The organism is Georgenia sp. Z2081, assembly GCF_055326445.1.
Genome location: NZ_JBUZNK010000001.1, coordinates 505,974 through 520,208 on the forward strand (window position 1 = coordinate 505,974; position 14,235 = coordinate 520,208).

General features: G+C 72.9%; 12 protein-coding genes. 7 read left to right on the forward strand and 5 right to left on the reverse strand.

Features of this window, described 5'->3' with window-relative positions:
- Nucleotides 1–72: 72 nt before the first annotated feature.
- The 4 genes from ACZLKG_RS02375 to ACZLKG_RS02390 all read right to left on the reverse strand — a co-directional run bounded on the left by ACZLKG_RS02375 (nucleotide 73) and on the right by ACZLKG_RS02390 (nucleotide 5,981).
- Entirely contained in the window at nucleotides 73–1,977 is a 1,905-nt protein-coding gene (locus tag ACZLKG_RS02375; RefSeq protein WP_463647804.1) for an ABC-F family ATP-binding cassette domain-containing protein, read from the reverse strand.
- A gap of 224 nt (nucleotides 1,978–2,201) precedes the next feature.
- Nucleotides 2,202–3,278: a MaoC family dehydratase gene (locus tag ACZLKG_RS02380; protein ID WP_463647805.1), complete on the reverse strand. Its 1,077-nt coding sequence runs from the start codon at nucleotides 3,276–3,278 to the stop codon at nucleotides 2,202–2,204.
- Between the two features lie 4 nt (nucleotides 3,279–3,282).
- Entirely contained in the window at nucleotides 3,283–4,662 is a 1,380-nt protein-coding gene (locus ACZLKG_RS02385) for a 3-oxoacyl-ACP reductase (RefSeq protein ID WP_463647806.1), read from the reverse strand.
- Complete coding sequence (locus tag ACZLKG_RS02390) at nucleotides 4,659–5,981, reverse strand: acetyl-CoA C-acetyltransferase (RefSeq protein ID WP_463648071.1); 1,323 nt, start codon at nucleotides 5,979–5,981, stop codon at nucleotides 4,659–4,661. The genes ACZLKG_RS02385 and ACZLKG_RS02390 overlap by 4 nt, the downstream gene beginning before the upstream one ends.
- A gap of 116 nt (nucleotides 5,982–6,097) precedes the next feature.
- On the opposite strand from ACZLKG_RS02390, the gene ACZLKG_RS02395 reads away from it, so the two are divergent.
- The 6 genes from ACZLKG_RS02395 (at nucleotide 6,098) to ACZLKG_RS02420 (ending at nucleotide 11,534) form a co-directional block, all read left to right on the forward strand.
- Nucleotides 6,098–7,009 (forward strand): TetR/AcrR family transcriptional regulator, encoded by a 912-nt coding sequence (locus ACZLKG_RS02395; RefSeq protein ID WP_463647807.1) that lies wholly within the window; start codon nucleotides 6,098–6,100, stop codon nucleotides 7,007–7,009.
- Entirely contained in the window at nucleotides 7,006–9,159 is a 2,154-nt protein-coding gene (locus tag ACZLKG_RS02400) for an acyl-CoA dehydrogenase family protein (RefSeq protein WP_463647808.1), read from the forward strand. Before ACZLKG_RS02395 ends, ACZLKG_RS02400 begins: the two co-directional genes overlap by 4 nt.
- 328 nt (nucleotides 9,160–9,487) lie before the next feature.
- Entirely contained in the window at nucleotides 9,488–9,829 is a 342-nt protein-coding gene (locus ACZLKG_RS02405) for a hypothetical protein (RefSeq protein ID WP_463647809.1), read from the forward strand.
- Nucleotides 9,830–10,237: 408 nt separating this feature from the next.
- Nucleotides 10,238–10,873, forward strand: a complete 636-nt coding sequence (locus ACZLKG_RS02410) for a hypothetical protein (RefSeq protein ID WP_463647810.1) — start codon at nucleotides 10,238–10,240, stop codon at nucleotides 10,871–10,873.
- Nucleotides 10,870–11,148: a hypothetical protein gene (locus ACZLKG_RS02415; protein WP_425707614.1), complete on the forward strand. Its 279-nt coding sequence runs from the start codon at nucleotides 10,870–10,872 to the stop codon at nucleotides 11,146–11,148. The genes ACZLKG_RS02410 and ACZLKG_RS02415 overlap by 4 nt, the downstream gene beginning before the upstream one ends.
- The gene (locus tag ACZLKG_RS02420; RefSeq protein ID WP_463647811.1) at nucleotides 11,145–11,534 is read left to right on the forward strand and encodes a TA system VapC family ribonuclease toxin; all 390 of its coding nucleotides are present in this window, start codon (nucleotides 11,145–11,147) and stop codon (nucleotides 11,532–11,534) included. Before ACZLKG_RS02415 ends, ACZLKG_RS02420 begins: the two co-directional genes overlap by 4 nt.
- Before the next feature lie 114 nt (nucleotides 11,535–11,648).
- Here the strand turns inward: ACZLKG_RS02420 and ACZLKG_RS02425 are convergent, their stop codons facing one another.
- A complete protein-coding gene (locus tag ACZLKG_RS02425; protein WP_463647812.1) occupies nucleotides 11,649–12,617 on the reverse strand; it encodes a hypothetical protein in 969 nt (322 codons plus the stop codon).
- Between the two features lie 376 nt (nucleotides 12,618–12,993).
- Here ACZLKG_RS02425 and ACZLKG_RS02430 point away from each other — a divergent pair, with 376 nt between their 5' ends.
- The gene (locus ACZLKG_RS02430) at nucleotides 12,994–13,956 is read left to right on the forward strand and encodes a nucleoside hydrolase (protein ID WP_425707617.1); all 963 of its coding nucleotides are present in this window, start codon (nucleotides 12,994–12,996) and stop codon (nucleotides 13,954–13,956) included.
- Nucleotides 13,957–14,235 lie beyond the last annotated feature (279 nt).

Consider the following 14,235-nt stretch of genomic DNA (forward strand, 5'->3'; position numbering starts at 1 on the left):
TTGCGCCGCACCGTGGCTCGGCGGGCGGGTGCCTGCTTGCGCCGCACCGTGGCTCGGCGGGCGGGTGCCGGCCTACGCCTCCTCGGTGAGGCGGCCGGCGGCCATCCGCCAGCGCCGCGTGGCGCGCACCCCCGCGAGCATGCGTCGGTCGTGCGTCACGAGCAGCACGGTCCCGCCGAACGAGTCCACCGCCTGCTCGAGCTGCTCGACGGCCGGCAGGTCGAGGTGGTTCGTCGGCTCGTCGAGCACGAGCAGGTTGACGCCGCGGGCCTGCAGGAGCGCGAGCGCGGCGCGCGTGCGCTCGCCGGGGGACAGGGAGGCGGCGGGCCGGGTCGCCCGGTCGCCGGCGAGGGCGAACTTGGCGAGCAGGGTGCGGGACGCCTCCGGGTCGAGTCCGGAGGCATCGGTGAACACCCTGGTCAGAGGCTCGTTCACGGCGAACGTGTCGCGCGCCTGGTCCACCTCCCCGACGACGACGCCGGACCCGAGCGACGCCCGCCCCTGCTCCGGCGCGATCCGCCCGAGCAGCATCGCAAGCAGCGTCGTCTTGCCCGACCCGTTCGCCCCCGTGAGCACCACGCGGTCGCCCCACGAGATCTGGGCGGTGATCGGACCGAGCGTGAAGGAGCCGGGCGCGGGTGGGGGCGGGGTCGTGTGGCCGTTGGCGTTGGCGTTGGCGTCGGCCGGAGCCGGGGGTGTGTCGCCGTCGGCCGGTGACGAGGTGACGGGGGCCGTCGGCCCGGATGGCGGGGCCCCGAGGGTGACGCGGGCGTCGTCGAGCGTGGCGACGACCGTCCCCGAGCGCGGCGCCTCCGTGACGCTCATCCGCAGCTCCCACTCCTTGCGCGGCTCGGGGACCTCCTCGAGCCGCTCGATCGCCCGCTCGGTCTGGGAGATCTTCGACGCGAGCTTCTCGGTGCGGGCCCTGGCCGCGTGGATGATGTGCTTGTCGCCGTCGGTGGCCTTCTTGCGGGCGTTGCGGATGCCGGTCGACGTCCACTCCTTCTGCTGCTGGTGCCGCGCGCGCAGGTCGGCGACCCTGCCCGCGTACTCGTCGTGGGCCTCCCTCGCCCGGCGGCGAGCGAGGGCGCGCTCGGCCAGGTAGGAGTCGTAGCCGCCGTCGTAGACCGTCACCTGGTGCTGGGCGGCGTCGATCTCGACGATGCCGGTGGTGGTGCGCGCGAGGAACTCGCGGTCGTGACTGACCACGACGATGCCCTGCCGCGCCCCGACGACGAACTGCTCGAGCTGCTCCAGCCCCGCGAGGTCGAGGTCGTTGGTGGGCTCGTCGAGGAGCAGGACGTCGTAGCGCTGGAGCAGCAGCACGGCCAGCGACGCGCGCGCCGCCTCACCGCCGGACAGCGTCGTCATCGCGCTGTCGACATCCGCTCCGAGCCCGAGGCGGGAGACGACCTCCTGCGTGCGTTCGGCCAGGTCGGCGCCACCGAGCGCAAGCCATCTGTCGAGCGCCGCGGCGTACCGGTCCTCCGCGCCGCGGCCGGGCTCCGGGGCGGCGAGCGCCGTGGCGGCGGCGTTCATCTCGGCCTCCGCCGGCGCGACGCCGGTGCGCCGGCCGATCATTCCCGCGAGCGTCTCGCCGGGCCGGCAGTCGGGCTCCTGGGTGAGCAGGCCGACGGACGCCGTCGGGGGAGCGAGGAGCACCTGACCGGAGACCTCCGGGCCGCCGTCGGCGGGAGTCCCCGCGCCGCCGTCGGCGGGAGACCCTGGTGCGCCGTCGGCGGGAGACCCCGGGCCACCGTCGGTGGAGAACCTCGGTGCGCCGTCTGGGCGGGCCGGCGAGCGAGATGCGCCCGTGTCCGCGGCGGCGAGGATGGCCAGGAGCGTGGACTTGCCCGCGCCGTTCGCGCCGGCGAGCCCCCAGACGTCGCCGGGCGAGACGGTGAGATCGAGATCGGCGAACAGCTCGCGCGGACCTCGGGAGGCGCGCAGACCGAGCGCGCGCAGGGTGGCGGACATGAGGGCAACGGTAGGTCGGCGCCGGGGCGGCACCCAACCGGTTAACCGTCGCCGGACCGGACGTCCGGTGCCGGCGGGACCCCGGCGGCGCCCAACCGGTTTCCGGACGGATCACCACGCCCAGGTGTCCGACGGGTATCCGTACGGTGTCCGTAGGTGTTCCACAGGATGTTCCGCTTGTCCACGGCTCCGTGCACACGGGTGTGGACACAGGCTGTGGACAACTAGCCGTCCCGGTCGACCGCCCAGGTCGTCACGGAGGTCGTGAGGTGGACCTTGCCGCGCTTCGGGTCCCATACCACGGCCCGAGACGTGATCGGACCGTGAGGTGCGTCGCCGGCCGGCCGTTCGCCGTCGGGGGTGCTCCGAGACGGCTCCGATGCGTCCGTGACCTGCGCAAATGCCACCCGTGCGGGGATGATCACGGGGCTGCCGAAGTCGACGTCCCAGGCGGTGGCGCCGGGTCGACCCATCGCGTGCATGGCCCGGGCGGCCGTGTACATGCCGTGCGCGATCCGCCTCGGGAACCCGAACGCACGAGCGCCCAGCCAGGACGTGTGGACAGGATTGCGATCCCCCGAGACCTGTGCATATGTGTGGATGTCGGACTCGGAGACCGCCCAGAGGGCCTGCGGCCGCTCGGGCAGGTCGACGGTCGGTCGCGGCTCGGGAGCCGGCCCTCGCTCGAGTCCGTCCGGAACCGATCCCTTGGACAGGTACGACGCCCGGCCGGACCACACCGCCTCGCCGTCGAGGGTGCGGGCGAGCACCGACAGCTCGACGGTCGTGCCGCGCCGGTGCTCGCGCGCGTCGTGCGCCCAGGCCGTGAGGGAGAGCTCCTCCCCGAGCTCGACCGGGCGCAGCTGCTCGACCCGGTTGGCCACGTGGATCGCGCCGAGCGGGGAGAACGGGAAGTCCGCCCGGGCCATGAGGCTGACCGCCAGGGGGAAGGCGAGCACGTGGACGAGGCCCGGCGGGACGGTGTCGTCCACGCGCGCACCCAGCAGGTGCTGGTACGCCGTGAGGTGCTCGGGCTCGGCGCGCACGGGGCCGGCCGTGAGCGCGACCTCGGGCAGCCCGGCGGCCGAGCGCGTCGCGAGGACGGCCCGCGCGGAGCGCGCGAGCACCGCCAGGTAGGTCTCGCCCAGCGGCGGCACGTCGCCGACGTCCTCGATCCGGTACGACGACGGCGGCCCGGCGTCCGCACCCTCGAGGGTCGAGAACCGCACGCTCGACGACCTCGGGGTGGGGTTCGTCGTCGGGGCGCCGTCCCCTGTGGACTCGGGGGTCGGGGTCGTCACAGCCTCACCGCCCCACGAGGAGCTGGCCGCACACGCGCAGCACCTCACCGTTGATGCCGCCGGCCTGCGGGGAGGCGAGGAACGCGATCGCCTCGGCCACGTCGACCGGGAGCCCGCCCTGCTGCAGCGAGGACATCCGCCGGGACGCCTGCCGCGGCACCGCCGGGATCTTCGCCGTCATGTCCGTCTCGATGAAGCCCGGCGCCACGGCATTGGCCGTCCCGCCGGATGCGGCCATCAGCGGCGCGAGCGCCTGCGTCATCCCGATGATCCCGGACTTCGCGTACCCGTAGTTCGTCTGGCCGCGGTTGCCCGCGATGCCCGACGTCGAGGCGAGCGAGATGATCCGCGGCGCGTGCGCGGCGTCGCCGAGCGCGCCCGGCTCGGCGAACGTCTCGTTCATCCGCACGGGTGCCGCGATGTTGACGGCGAGCAGGTCGGCGAACCGGTCCTCGGTCATGTTGGCGAGCAGCTTGTCGCGCAGGATCCCGGCGTTGTGCACGACCACGTCGAGCCGCCCGTACCGCGCGTGGGCGGCGGCGAGGATCCGCTCCGCGGCGTCGTCGCGGGTGACGTCCAGCTGGAGCGCGATCCCGCCCGCCGCGTTGACCGTGGCTGCCAGGGCCTCGCCGGCCGCGGGCACGTCGACCCCGACCACGTGGGCGCCGTCGCGGGCCGCGACCCGGGCGATCTCCGCGCCGATGCCGCGCGCGGCCCCCGTCACGGCGACGACGAGACCCGTCAGCGGCCGTGCCCAGTCCGCAGGGGCCTGCCCTCCGGGCCCGGCGGTGAGGATCTGTCCGTCGACGAAGGCGGAACGGGCCGAGAGCAGGAACCGGGCGGCCCCCGCCGGCGACGGATCGCCCGCAGACGCACCGCCGGCCAGGGCGATCCCGTTTCCGGTCGCACCGGCGCGCAGCTCCTTGGCGAGCGAGCGCACGAACCCGTCGACCCCGGCGCGCGCGGCCGCGAGCCCGGGGGAGTCCTCCGGCCCGGCGGCGCGGGAGAGCACGAGCACCCGCGCGCTGGGCGCGAGCTCCCGCATCGTCCCGCCGACGGCGAGGGCCGGGTCGGTGAGGTCTGCGCTGCGCTCGAGGCCGGTCGCCACGAGGACGACGGCGCCGAGCTTGCGCGCGCCGCCTGGACCTGTGTCGCGGCGCACGTCGGCGCCCCAGGCGAGCAGGTGCTCGACCAGGGCGTCGGCGTCGACCCGCGCGGCGTCGGACCCGTCGGTGAGGACGACGACCGGCCCGGGCACGAGCGGGGAGTCGACGTCCGTCAGGTCCGCCGTCCGGCGCAGGACGGCGGGCCGGGGCAGGCCGAGCTGCTTGGCGACCGCCTTGCCGGCGCCGCCGTTGACGAAGGAGAGGTAGGAGTCGTTCACGCCGCCTCCAGGACCATCGCGACGGCCTGACCGCCGGCCGCACACACGGAGATGAGGCCGAGGGCCCTCTCCCCGGGGCGGACCTGGGACTCGCCGCGCTCGGCGAGGAGCTTGGCGAGCGTGCCGACGATCCGGCCGCCGGTCGCGGCGAACGGGTGGCCGGCGGCCAGCGAGGAGCCCGCCACGTTGAGGCGGCTGCGGTCGATCGTGCCGACCGGCTCGCTGCGGCCGAGGCGCTCGCGCGCGAACGTCTCGTCCTCGAGCGCGGCCAGGGTCGAGAGCACGGTGGACGCGAAGGCCTCGTGGATCTCGATCAGGTCGAAGTCGGCGAGCGTGAGCCCGGTGCGCTCGAGCAGGGCGGGGATGGCGAACGCGCCGCCCATGAGCAGGCCCTGCGCGCCGTCGACGAAGGAGACCGCGCCCGGCTGGGCGTCGACGACGTGTGCGAGCACCGGCAGGCCGCGCTCGGCCGCCCACTCGTCGGAGGAGAGCAGGACGGCGGAGGCGCCGTCGGACAGCGGGGTGGAGTTGCCGGCCGTCATCGTGGCGGGCGGCGCACCCTCGGGCAGGTTCTTCGTGCCGAACACCGGCTTGAGCTTGCCGAGCTTCTCCAACGACGTGTCCGGGCGCAGGCCCTCGTCCTTCGTCAGGCCGCGCAGCGGGGTCATGAGGTCGTCGAACAGGCCGCGCTCGTAGGCGGCGGCGAGGTTGGTGTGGGAGGCGAGCGCGAGCTCGTCCTGTGCCTCGCGGGTGATTCCCCAGGCGGCGGTGGTCAGTGCCTGGTGCTCGCCCATGGACAGGCCGGTGCGTGGTTCGTTGACGTCGGGCGCCACGGGTGCGAGGTCCCGGGGGCGTAGCGAGGCGAACGCCTTGAGGCGGTCGGCCGTCGACCGCGCGCGGGACGCCTTGAGCAGGACCCGGCGCAGCTTGTCCGTCACCACGATGGGTGCGTCCGAGGCGGAGTCGGTGCCGCCCGCGATCCCGACGTCGATCTGGCCGAGCGCGATCTTGTTGGCGATCCCGACCGTGGCCTCCATGCCCGTGGCGCACGCGCGCTGGACGTCGTAGGCGGGGGTCGTCGGGTCGAGCGCGGTGCCGAGGACGGACTCGCGCGTGAGGTTGAAGTCCTTGGGCTGCTTGAGCACGGCGCCGGCCACGACCTCGTCGAGCCGCTCGCCGGCGAGACCCGTGCGGGCCACCAGGCCCTCGAGCGCGGCCGTGAGCAGGTCCTTCGTGCTGAGGGAGTCGTAGGCCGATCCGGCCTTGCCGAACGGGGTGCGGTTCGCGGCCACGACGGCGGCGCGGCGCGGGGTGGGCATGGGGATCACGTGGGGGTCCTCGCTTCGCTGGGACGACGGTGCTGGAACGCGTGCTGGAACGACGGTGCGCACGGGCGCATCTGGCCGGTACTCAAAGTACCTGATACTTTGGGTACATGGTACAGGCCGGGACCGAGGATGTCTCGGGCGCCGCTGCGCCCGGGGCGGCCACGCCGCGCGCCGACGGCCGCACGACGGCGGCCGCACCGCGCGCCGACGGCCGGACGACGAGATGGGACGACCACCGCGCCGCCCGGCGACTCGAGCTCGTGCGGGCCGCGCGCCGCTGCGTCCACGAGCGCGGGCCGGACGTCTCCATGGACGACCTCGCCGCCCACATGCGCACGTCGAAGTCGATCCTCTACCGCTACTTCACGGACAAGGCCGGGCTGCAGCGTGCCGTGGGGCAGCACGTCCTGCACCGCATGCTCCGCGAGCTGACCGAGGCCGCCGCGCGCACCGGCGGCCCGCGCGAGCGGATCCACTCGATGGTGGCGGCCTACCTGCAGATGGTCGACGACGCCCCGCACGTCTACGCCTTCGTCACCTCGCCCACGGGGGAGGCGGCCGGGGACGTGCGCGGGTTCGTCGCCGAGGTCGACGTCGTCATCGCCCGCACGCTCGTCCCCGCGGTCCTCGGGCTCGACGACGACGCCGAGGTCGAGCACGTCTCGCCCGAGCAGGCGACCCGCGCCACGCTGTGGGCGTCCGGCGTCACCGGCACCGTGCGGTCCGTCGCCGACCGCTGGCTCGCGGCCCGCGCCGAGCTCGAGCGGATCGGCGTGGACGCCTCCTCCGCGGCCCCGGCCACCTCCGGACCGGACGCAGCCGCGGAGGTGAGCTCCGGCGTCGGGGGACTGACCCACCTCGACCTCGAGACCGCCGTGGCCGGCATCGACCGCGACGAGCTCGCCGCCTTCATCGCCTCCTGGCTGTGGGACGGGGCCGTCGGCGTGCTGCGGCGCGCCCGCAGCGACACCCGCCCCCGCACCGTCCCGACCACCCGAACCGACAAGGACGTCACGTGACCCAGACACCCATCCGCCCCACGCACGACTCGCCCACGACGACGCCATCGGCGCACACCCCGGCGAGCGTCCAGCGGGCCGACACGCGTATCGACGGCGCCGAGATCACGCGGCTGCTCGGCGGCCGCTGGTGGCACCTGCGCTCCGCCGCGCGGGACCTCGCGCTCGACCCGCGGATGCGCAAGATCGAGGGGCTGACCCACCACGAGCACCGCGAGCGCGTGCTCACCCAGCTCCACCTGCTCACCGAGATCGGGGACCCGCTGCGCGCGTTCCCCGCACGGCTCGGCGGCCAGGACGACCACGGCGGCTCGTTGGCGTCGTTCGAGGAGCTCGTCGTGGCGGACCCGTCGCTGCAGATCAAGGCGGGCGTCCAGTGGGGGCTGTTCGCGTCGGCGATCCTCCACCTCGGCACCGCCGAGCAGCACGACCGCTTCCTGCCCGGCGCCATGGACCTCAGCGTGCCCGGCGCGTTCGCGATGACCGAGCGCGGGCACGGCTCCGACGTCTCCGGCGTGCTCACCACGGCCACCTACGACCCCGACACCGACGAGATCGTCGTCCACACGCCGGTCGAGGCCGCGCAGAAGGAGTACCTCGGCAACGCCGCCCTGCACGGGAAGGCGGCGGTCGTGTTCGCGCAGCTGATCGTCGACGGCGTGAACCACGGAGTGCACGCGATGTACGTGCCGGTGCGCGAGGAGCGGCCCGACGGGTCGCTCGTGCTGCTGCCCGGCGTGGGCAGCGCCGACGACGGCGTCAAGGGCGGCCTCAACGGCATCGACAACGGGCGCCTGTGGTTCGACCACGTGCGGATCCCGCGGGTCAACCTCCTGCCGCGCTACGGCGCGATCGCTGCCGACGGCACGTACTCCTCGCCCATCGAGTCCCCGGGCCGCCGGTTCTTCACCATGCTCTCGACCCTGGTCCAGGGGCGCGTGTCCCTGTCCAACGCGGCGACCGGCTCCGCGCGGATGGCGCTCGCGATCGCCGTCACGCACGCGGAGCAGCGGCGCCAGTTCACCGGCGGTGACCCGCAGGAGGAGGTCGTGCTGCTCGACTACCAGCGCCATCAGCGGCGGCTGCTTCCGCGGATCGCGCGCACGTACGCGCTGACGTTCCTGGGGGCCGAGCTGCTCGAGCGGTTCGACGACGTCTTCTCCGGCCGTCACGACACCGACGAGGACCGGCAGGACCTCGAGACCCTCGCCGCCGCCACCAAGCCGCTCGCCACCTGGAACGCGCTCGAAACGATCCAGGAGGCGCGCGAGGCGTGCGGCGGCGCCGGTTACATGGCGGAGAACCGGCTCACCGGCCTGCACGCCGACCTCGACGTCTACGCCACGTTCGAGGGCGACAACAACGTGCTCCTCCAGCTCGTCGGGAAGCGGCTGCTCACCGACGCCGGCAAGGAGATGATGCAGATGGACGTGGCGGGCACCGTGCGGTGGGTCGCCGCGCGCGCCGCCGACACGGCCCTGCACCGCACGCCGCTGCGTCGGGCGGCCCAGTCGATCCGGGACTCCGGGTCGAAGGCCCGTTCCGCGGGGCACCTGCGCTCCGCGGACGTGCAGCGCGAGCTCCTCGAGGAGCGCGTGGAGACCATGGTCGAGGAGATCGTCATGGGGATGCGCTCTGCCCGGGGGATGTCCGACGAGAAGGCGTTCGAGGTCTTCAACTCCCACCAGGACCGGATCATCGCGGCCGCCCGCGCGCACGGGGAGCTGCTCGCGTGGGAGGCGTTCACCGACGCGCTGTCGCGGGTCCGGGACAAGGAGACGTTCGAGGTGCTGCGCACCGTGCGGGACCTCTACGGCCTCACCGTCATCGAGGACGACCTCGCGTGGTACCTCGTCAACGGCCGGATGACCGCCCAGCGGGCGAAGACCGTGACCAGCTACGTGGAGCGGCTGCTCGCGCGGCTGCGGCCGCACGCCAAGGCTCTCGTGGACGCGTTCGGCTACTCGCCCGAGCACCTCGGCGCGCCGATCGCCGGGCCGGGCGAGGCCGAGCGGCAGCAGGAGACGCGCGAGTACCAGCGGCGGCTGCGTGCGTCCGGCGAGGCGCCCGTGGACGAGAAGACCCTCCGGGCGCAGGCCAAGGCGCAGTCCCAGAGGGCCACCGCCGAGCAGCCGGGGGCTCCCGCCTGAGTCGGGGGTGCGCGGGGTGCGACGCGGCGACGCCGCGACGAGGTTCGATCCTGCGCATCGGCTGCCAGGCCCCGAACGTCGAGCAGCCCACCCACTGGCGCCGTCAGAGGCATAGCAGTGGAGACTCGCCGATGACGAACCCGAACCGCTTGATCAACGCCCCCCAGGGCATGGGGTGATGCCGCCGATGGTCCGGGTGCATCTGTGGTCTCTCGCGCGACCGCTCCGGGCGCTCCAGGAAAGAATCTCAGATCCGACCCATCCGCATGCCGCCGCGTTCCGAACCACTTATGCCCTCCGACCCCAACAGAATGATGGAGGCAGGACAATGCGGAACACCATGAAGACCCTGGCGGTCACCGCGGCGAGCGGTGCGTTGCTGATCGGTGGTGCCGGCATGGCCAGCGCGGACACCTGGGACAGCAACGAGCACTCCGCGGACGAGACCCAGACCGAGGTGAACGACAACACGGGCGTCGACGGTGGTGACCTGTCAATCGGCGACATCGCGAACGACGCCGTCGACCTCGGTGACATCGCCAGCGGCAACTCTGTCCTCGACGGCGTCGACCTCGATGTCTCCGAGATCCTGAACGGGACCCTCAGCGGCAACGACGTCGACTCGGACAGCGGAGAGGACAACGAGGGCCTGCTCGGCGGGGTGCTCTGAGCATCCTGACCGACCCCTCATGGGGACAGTGACTCCACGTGGCGCCCACCCGTCTCCCGGGTGGGCGCCACTCGCGTGTGCGAGGACCTCCAAACGTCAAGCCGCACGACGGCGAAGTCGAAGGTCATGGCCGGGAGGGTCGCGATCGGTGTGCTCCCGTTCGATGCCATGGCACCTGCTCCCGCTCGTCTGGTTCCGTGCAGCAGGGCGGGCGCCTGGCCACGTCCGACGTCGCAGGCTCTCTCGCGTTACACGGCCGCGCTGCTGCACGGCATCCGCACCTGGGGCGTCCCCGACCGCCCGGAGTTGTGCGGCCCCACGCGTCGGCGCCAGGGTGTGCACCTCGATCATGTACGGCACGTCGCGGCGCTCCCCGAGGAGGATGTCGTTCATCTCGAAGGGCTGCCGGTGACGTCGCCCCACCGCACGGTCCTCGACATCGTGCGCTCGGCCCACCCGCGCGACGCCCTCGTCACGGCAGACGATCTGCTTCGCGTCGCCGGCGGCTTCGACCGCTATCACCGCCCCGATACCGAGCGCGCCGCCGAGCTCGCGCGCGATCAGCTCTTAGGGCTCGTCGACGAGCTCCCTGCCGGCGCGCGAGGCAGACGGAGGGCGATCACTGCCCTGACCTGGGCAAGCCCGTGGGCGGAGTCGCACTGGGAGAGCCACACCCGGTGGGTGGTCCTGCGGTGGGGGAGGCGCGACGTGATCGCACAGTGCCCGGTGGAGACGGCGATCGGCACGTTCTTCACCGACCTCGCGATCCCGGACGGGAAGCGGCGGGACGGGTCGACGCGCTACCTCCGCGTCGAGTTCGACGGCGGCGACAAGTACACCCACGCGGACCCGCGGGAGCGGTCGCTTGAGCGGATCGCGGAGCGTGACCGGCAGCGCGCGATCGAGGCGCTCGGCGACACGATGATCAGGCTCGACGCCAAGGACGCCGCTCGCCCCGAGGTCGTCGTCGCGCGGATCGAGTCGGAGCTCCGCGGCCCGCGACCGCGTCTCCGCCCCGTCCGTGAGCTGGGGGAGCAGCGGTGACGCGCACTGTGCATCATATCTGCATCACCTATGATTCAGATGTGCGTACCACCGTCGACCTGCCCCCGGCCGTGCACCGCCGTGCTCAGGAGCTCGCGCGCTCCCGTGGCACGTCGCTGTCGTCGGTGCTCGCCGATCTCACCGTCCGCGGTCTCGCGCAGCTCGATGCGCCTGTCGAGATCGGGACGAGCCCACGAACGGGTCTTCCCGTCCTGTCGGTGGGTAGGCAGGTCACCGCGGACGAGGTCGCAGCGGCACTGGACGACGATTCGTGACCGTCCTGCTCGACGCGAACGTCCTCATCGCCCTGGCGGTCGCCGAGCACGAGCACCACGACCGCGCAGAGCGGTGGGTTGACGGCGTCGAGTCGTTCGCGCTGTGCCCGGTCGTCGAGGGCGCGCTCACGCGCTTCCTGGTCCGGACCGGTGAGGGGAGCCGTGCCGCGGCTGCGCTCCTTGAGGGATTCGGGACGCATCCGGCATGCGTGTTCTGGCCGGACGACCTCTCCTACCGGGACGTCGACATGACCGGGACGCTGGGACACCGGCAGGTGACCGACACCTATCTGGTCGCTCTCGCACGGCACCGTGGGGGCCGGCTCGCGACGTTCGACGACGCGCTCGCCGCCAGATTCCCGGACGTGGTGACGCTCGTTCCGTAGATGCGGTCTGCCGCGGACCGTGTCCTGGTCACGCCTGCCGGCTTCCGTCGGCCGCGCCCCGAACGCGCGGTTGGTCCTCTGCGCGGTGCCGACATGCCGTCGTGGGCGAACGACCTATCGGGCGGCGCCGCGTCGTCGGCGTGCAAGTCCGCGGGCCCACGTCCGCCGCGTCTCCAGCGCCCAGAACCATACGAACAGCGCGATCTCGTACCACTCGACGGCGAGCAGCCGGTACTCCCAGCCGAGCAGGTGCAGGACGCCGAAGAGGGGCGCCCCGGCGACCATGAGCCAGAAGATGAGGCGGTAGCGGCGCCGCAGGTCACGCCGTCCGGCGTCGAGGGAGGCGTGCGGCCCGCCCGTCAGCTCCGGCCACGCGTGGCTCGCCACGGCGATCGCCAGGTTGACGATGAGCAGCACTGCGGCGGACACGTGGACGCCGGCGAAGTCCTCCCCCTCGACCAGTCGCCAGACGACGAGCCCGACGAACATCACCAGCACCGCGTTCATCACGTTCGCCACGACCCGCGTGAGCCGATGCCTGTTGAGCGGCGCCGGCCGGGACGGGGCGAACCGCACCTCGACGACGACGAACACCACCGACATCACCAGGACCGTCACGCATGTGGCCCTCAGGGCGGTGATCATCTCGTGGCGGGCGGCGGCGTCGAGGGCGTCGAGCGTGGGGCCGATCGACGTGGGGACCAGGGCGACGAAGATCGCGAAGAAGCCCGCGACGTCGAGGCTGAAGTCCTCCAGCGCCGAGGCCCCGCGGTAGGCCACGAGGCACGCCGCGATCCCCATCATCACGCCGACGAACATGTCCCGGATCGGGCCCAGGTAGTACGCGCTGACCGACTCCTCGATCGCGCCGAGCCAGAAGAACGCGAGGACCGAGCCGAGCAGCAGCAGCGCCGGCAGCGTCATGAGGATGAGACGCAGGTACAGGTAGGTGATGCGGGCGACCGGCTCAGACGGAGTGGCATGCTCCGGGGCGTCGGCCGTGCCATGGGAGGTGGACGGTTCCGTCGCGGGGCTCCGTTGCGTGGACTGCCCGACGTCCTCACGATCCGCCCCTCCGCTCACGTCGCCAGGCTATCCAGGGCAGCCGAGGTCGAGCGCGCTGACGAGCGCGGCGGTGGCGATCGCCGGTCCGACGGCCAAGTGGGAGCCGCCCGTGCGACGTGCGATGCGTGCTCGACGACGGTCGGCACGGGCCGGCGCAGGAGCCGTGTCCGAGCCCGGGTCGCGGGTGGACGTCTCACTGCCCGAGCGGCCGCATCTATGAAACGATCTTCCTATCCTATAGGATTTGCGATGGCATTCGAAGGGGCGTGCATACGCCTTTGTGCACGTGCGGGGCGCCACGGCGACGCGAGGCCACAGGCCGACGTGTCGGTCGCCTCGCCCGCGTCAGAACGTTCGGCAACGACCGGACACCTGCGAGAGGTATGGAGTGACAATGGAGCGCTTGATCATCGACACGGATCCTGGGATCGACGACGCTGCGGCGCTGTTCTGGGCCCTGGCCGCCGACGAGTTCCAGGTGGAGGCCATCACGACGGTCTTCGGCAACGTCGACGTCGACACGGCGACACGGAACATGCACAAGATCCTCGCGGTGGCGGGGAGGACCGGGATCCCGGTGCACAAGGGCGCCGCCAGGCCGCTGGTCGGAGAGCCCAACTTCGCCGAGCACATCCACCGGGTCGGCGGCCTGGGCTTCTGGGATTTCCCGGAGCAGGACGCGGATTCCTCCCCGACGCGGACAGCGGCGAAGGCGATCGTCGATGCGGTGATGGCCGAGCCCGGGGAACTGACGATCATGGCGCTCGGTCCGCTGACGAACGTCGCGCTCGCGCTGACGATCGAGCCCAAGGTCGCACAGTCGGTCCGCCGGATCATTTACATGGGCGGCGCAGCGTTGACGTGGGGGAACGTCACGCCCGTGGCGAGCGCGAACATCTACAACGACCCCGAGGCCGCGCACATCCTCGTCCGGTCCGGCGCGCCGCTGACGCAGGTCGGTCTTGACGTCAGCAGGCAGTTCGCGCTGTCCGTCGAGAATCTCGAGGGCCTGTGGACGTCCGGCTCGGATGCCGCTCGAGCACTCTGCGAGATGATCGGCTACCCGGACAATCAGGAGGATCGCCTCGACATGCCCGAGTGGAAGGACGAGGGGATGCACCTCAACGACGTGCCATGCATCGCCTACGCGATCAACCCCGGCTGGTTCGAGGTCCGGCACCTCCATGTCGACATCGAGCTCCACGGTGAGTTCACCAGGGGGCAGACGGTGGTGCACATGATCGACCGCTGGAAGCAGACCCCCAATGTCGACGTGCTCCTGGGTATCGACACCCCGGCGGTGGCGCGGTCGTACGTAGAGACAGTGGGGGCGCAGCGCGGCACGCGCTCGAGCTGAGCCCCGTCACGCCCCGCCGACCGTGCACCCGCGCGGCCGGCGGGGCGTCTCTCCGCCCGGCGGCAGAGGCCCCCGGTGGGCTCCGGCAGAGGCACCCGGAGGTCTCCGGCAGCAGCGCCCGCGAACACCGGCGGGGTATGGGGTTCGCCCGGGAGTGAGAGGCGCGTGTGCTCCGAGCGCGGACTGTCGACAGGACGTGAGGGACGGGGGCGGGGGGGGGGGGGGGGGGGGGGGGGGGGAACCCCCCCCCCCCCGGGGGGGTGTGTGTGCTGGGGACCC

Bases quoted from the DNA above. Each gene is read 5' to 3' on its own strand.
- ACZLKG_RS02430 (WP_425707617.1), top strand. From the start codon at position 12,994: ATGGAGCGCTTGATCATCGACACGGATCCTGGGATCGACGACGCTGCG.
- ACZLKG_RS02390 (WP_463648071.1), bottom strand. From the start codon at position 5,981: ATGCCCACCCCGCGCCGCGCCGCCGTCGTGGCCGCGAACCGCACCCCG.
- ACZLKG_RS02395 (WP_463647807.1), top strand. From the start codon at position 6,098: ATGGTACAGGCCGGGACCGAGGATGTCTCGGGCGCCGCTGCGCCCGGG.
- ACZLKG_RS02375 (WP_463647804.1), bottom strand. From the start codon at position 1,977: ATGTCCGCCACCCTGCGCGCGCTCGGTCTGCGCGCCTCCCGAGGTCCG.
- ACZLKG_RS02405 (WP_463647809.1), top strand. From the start codon at position 9,488: ATGCGGAACACCATGAAGACCCTGGCGGTCACCGCGGCGAGCGGTGCG.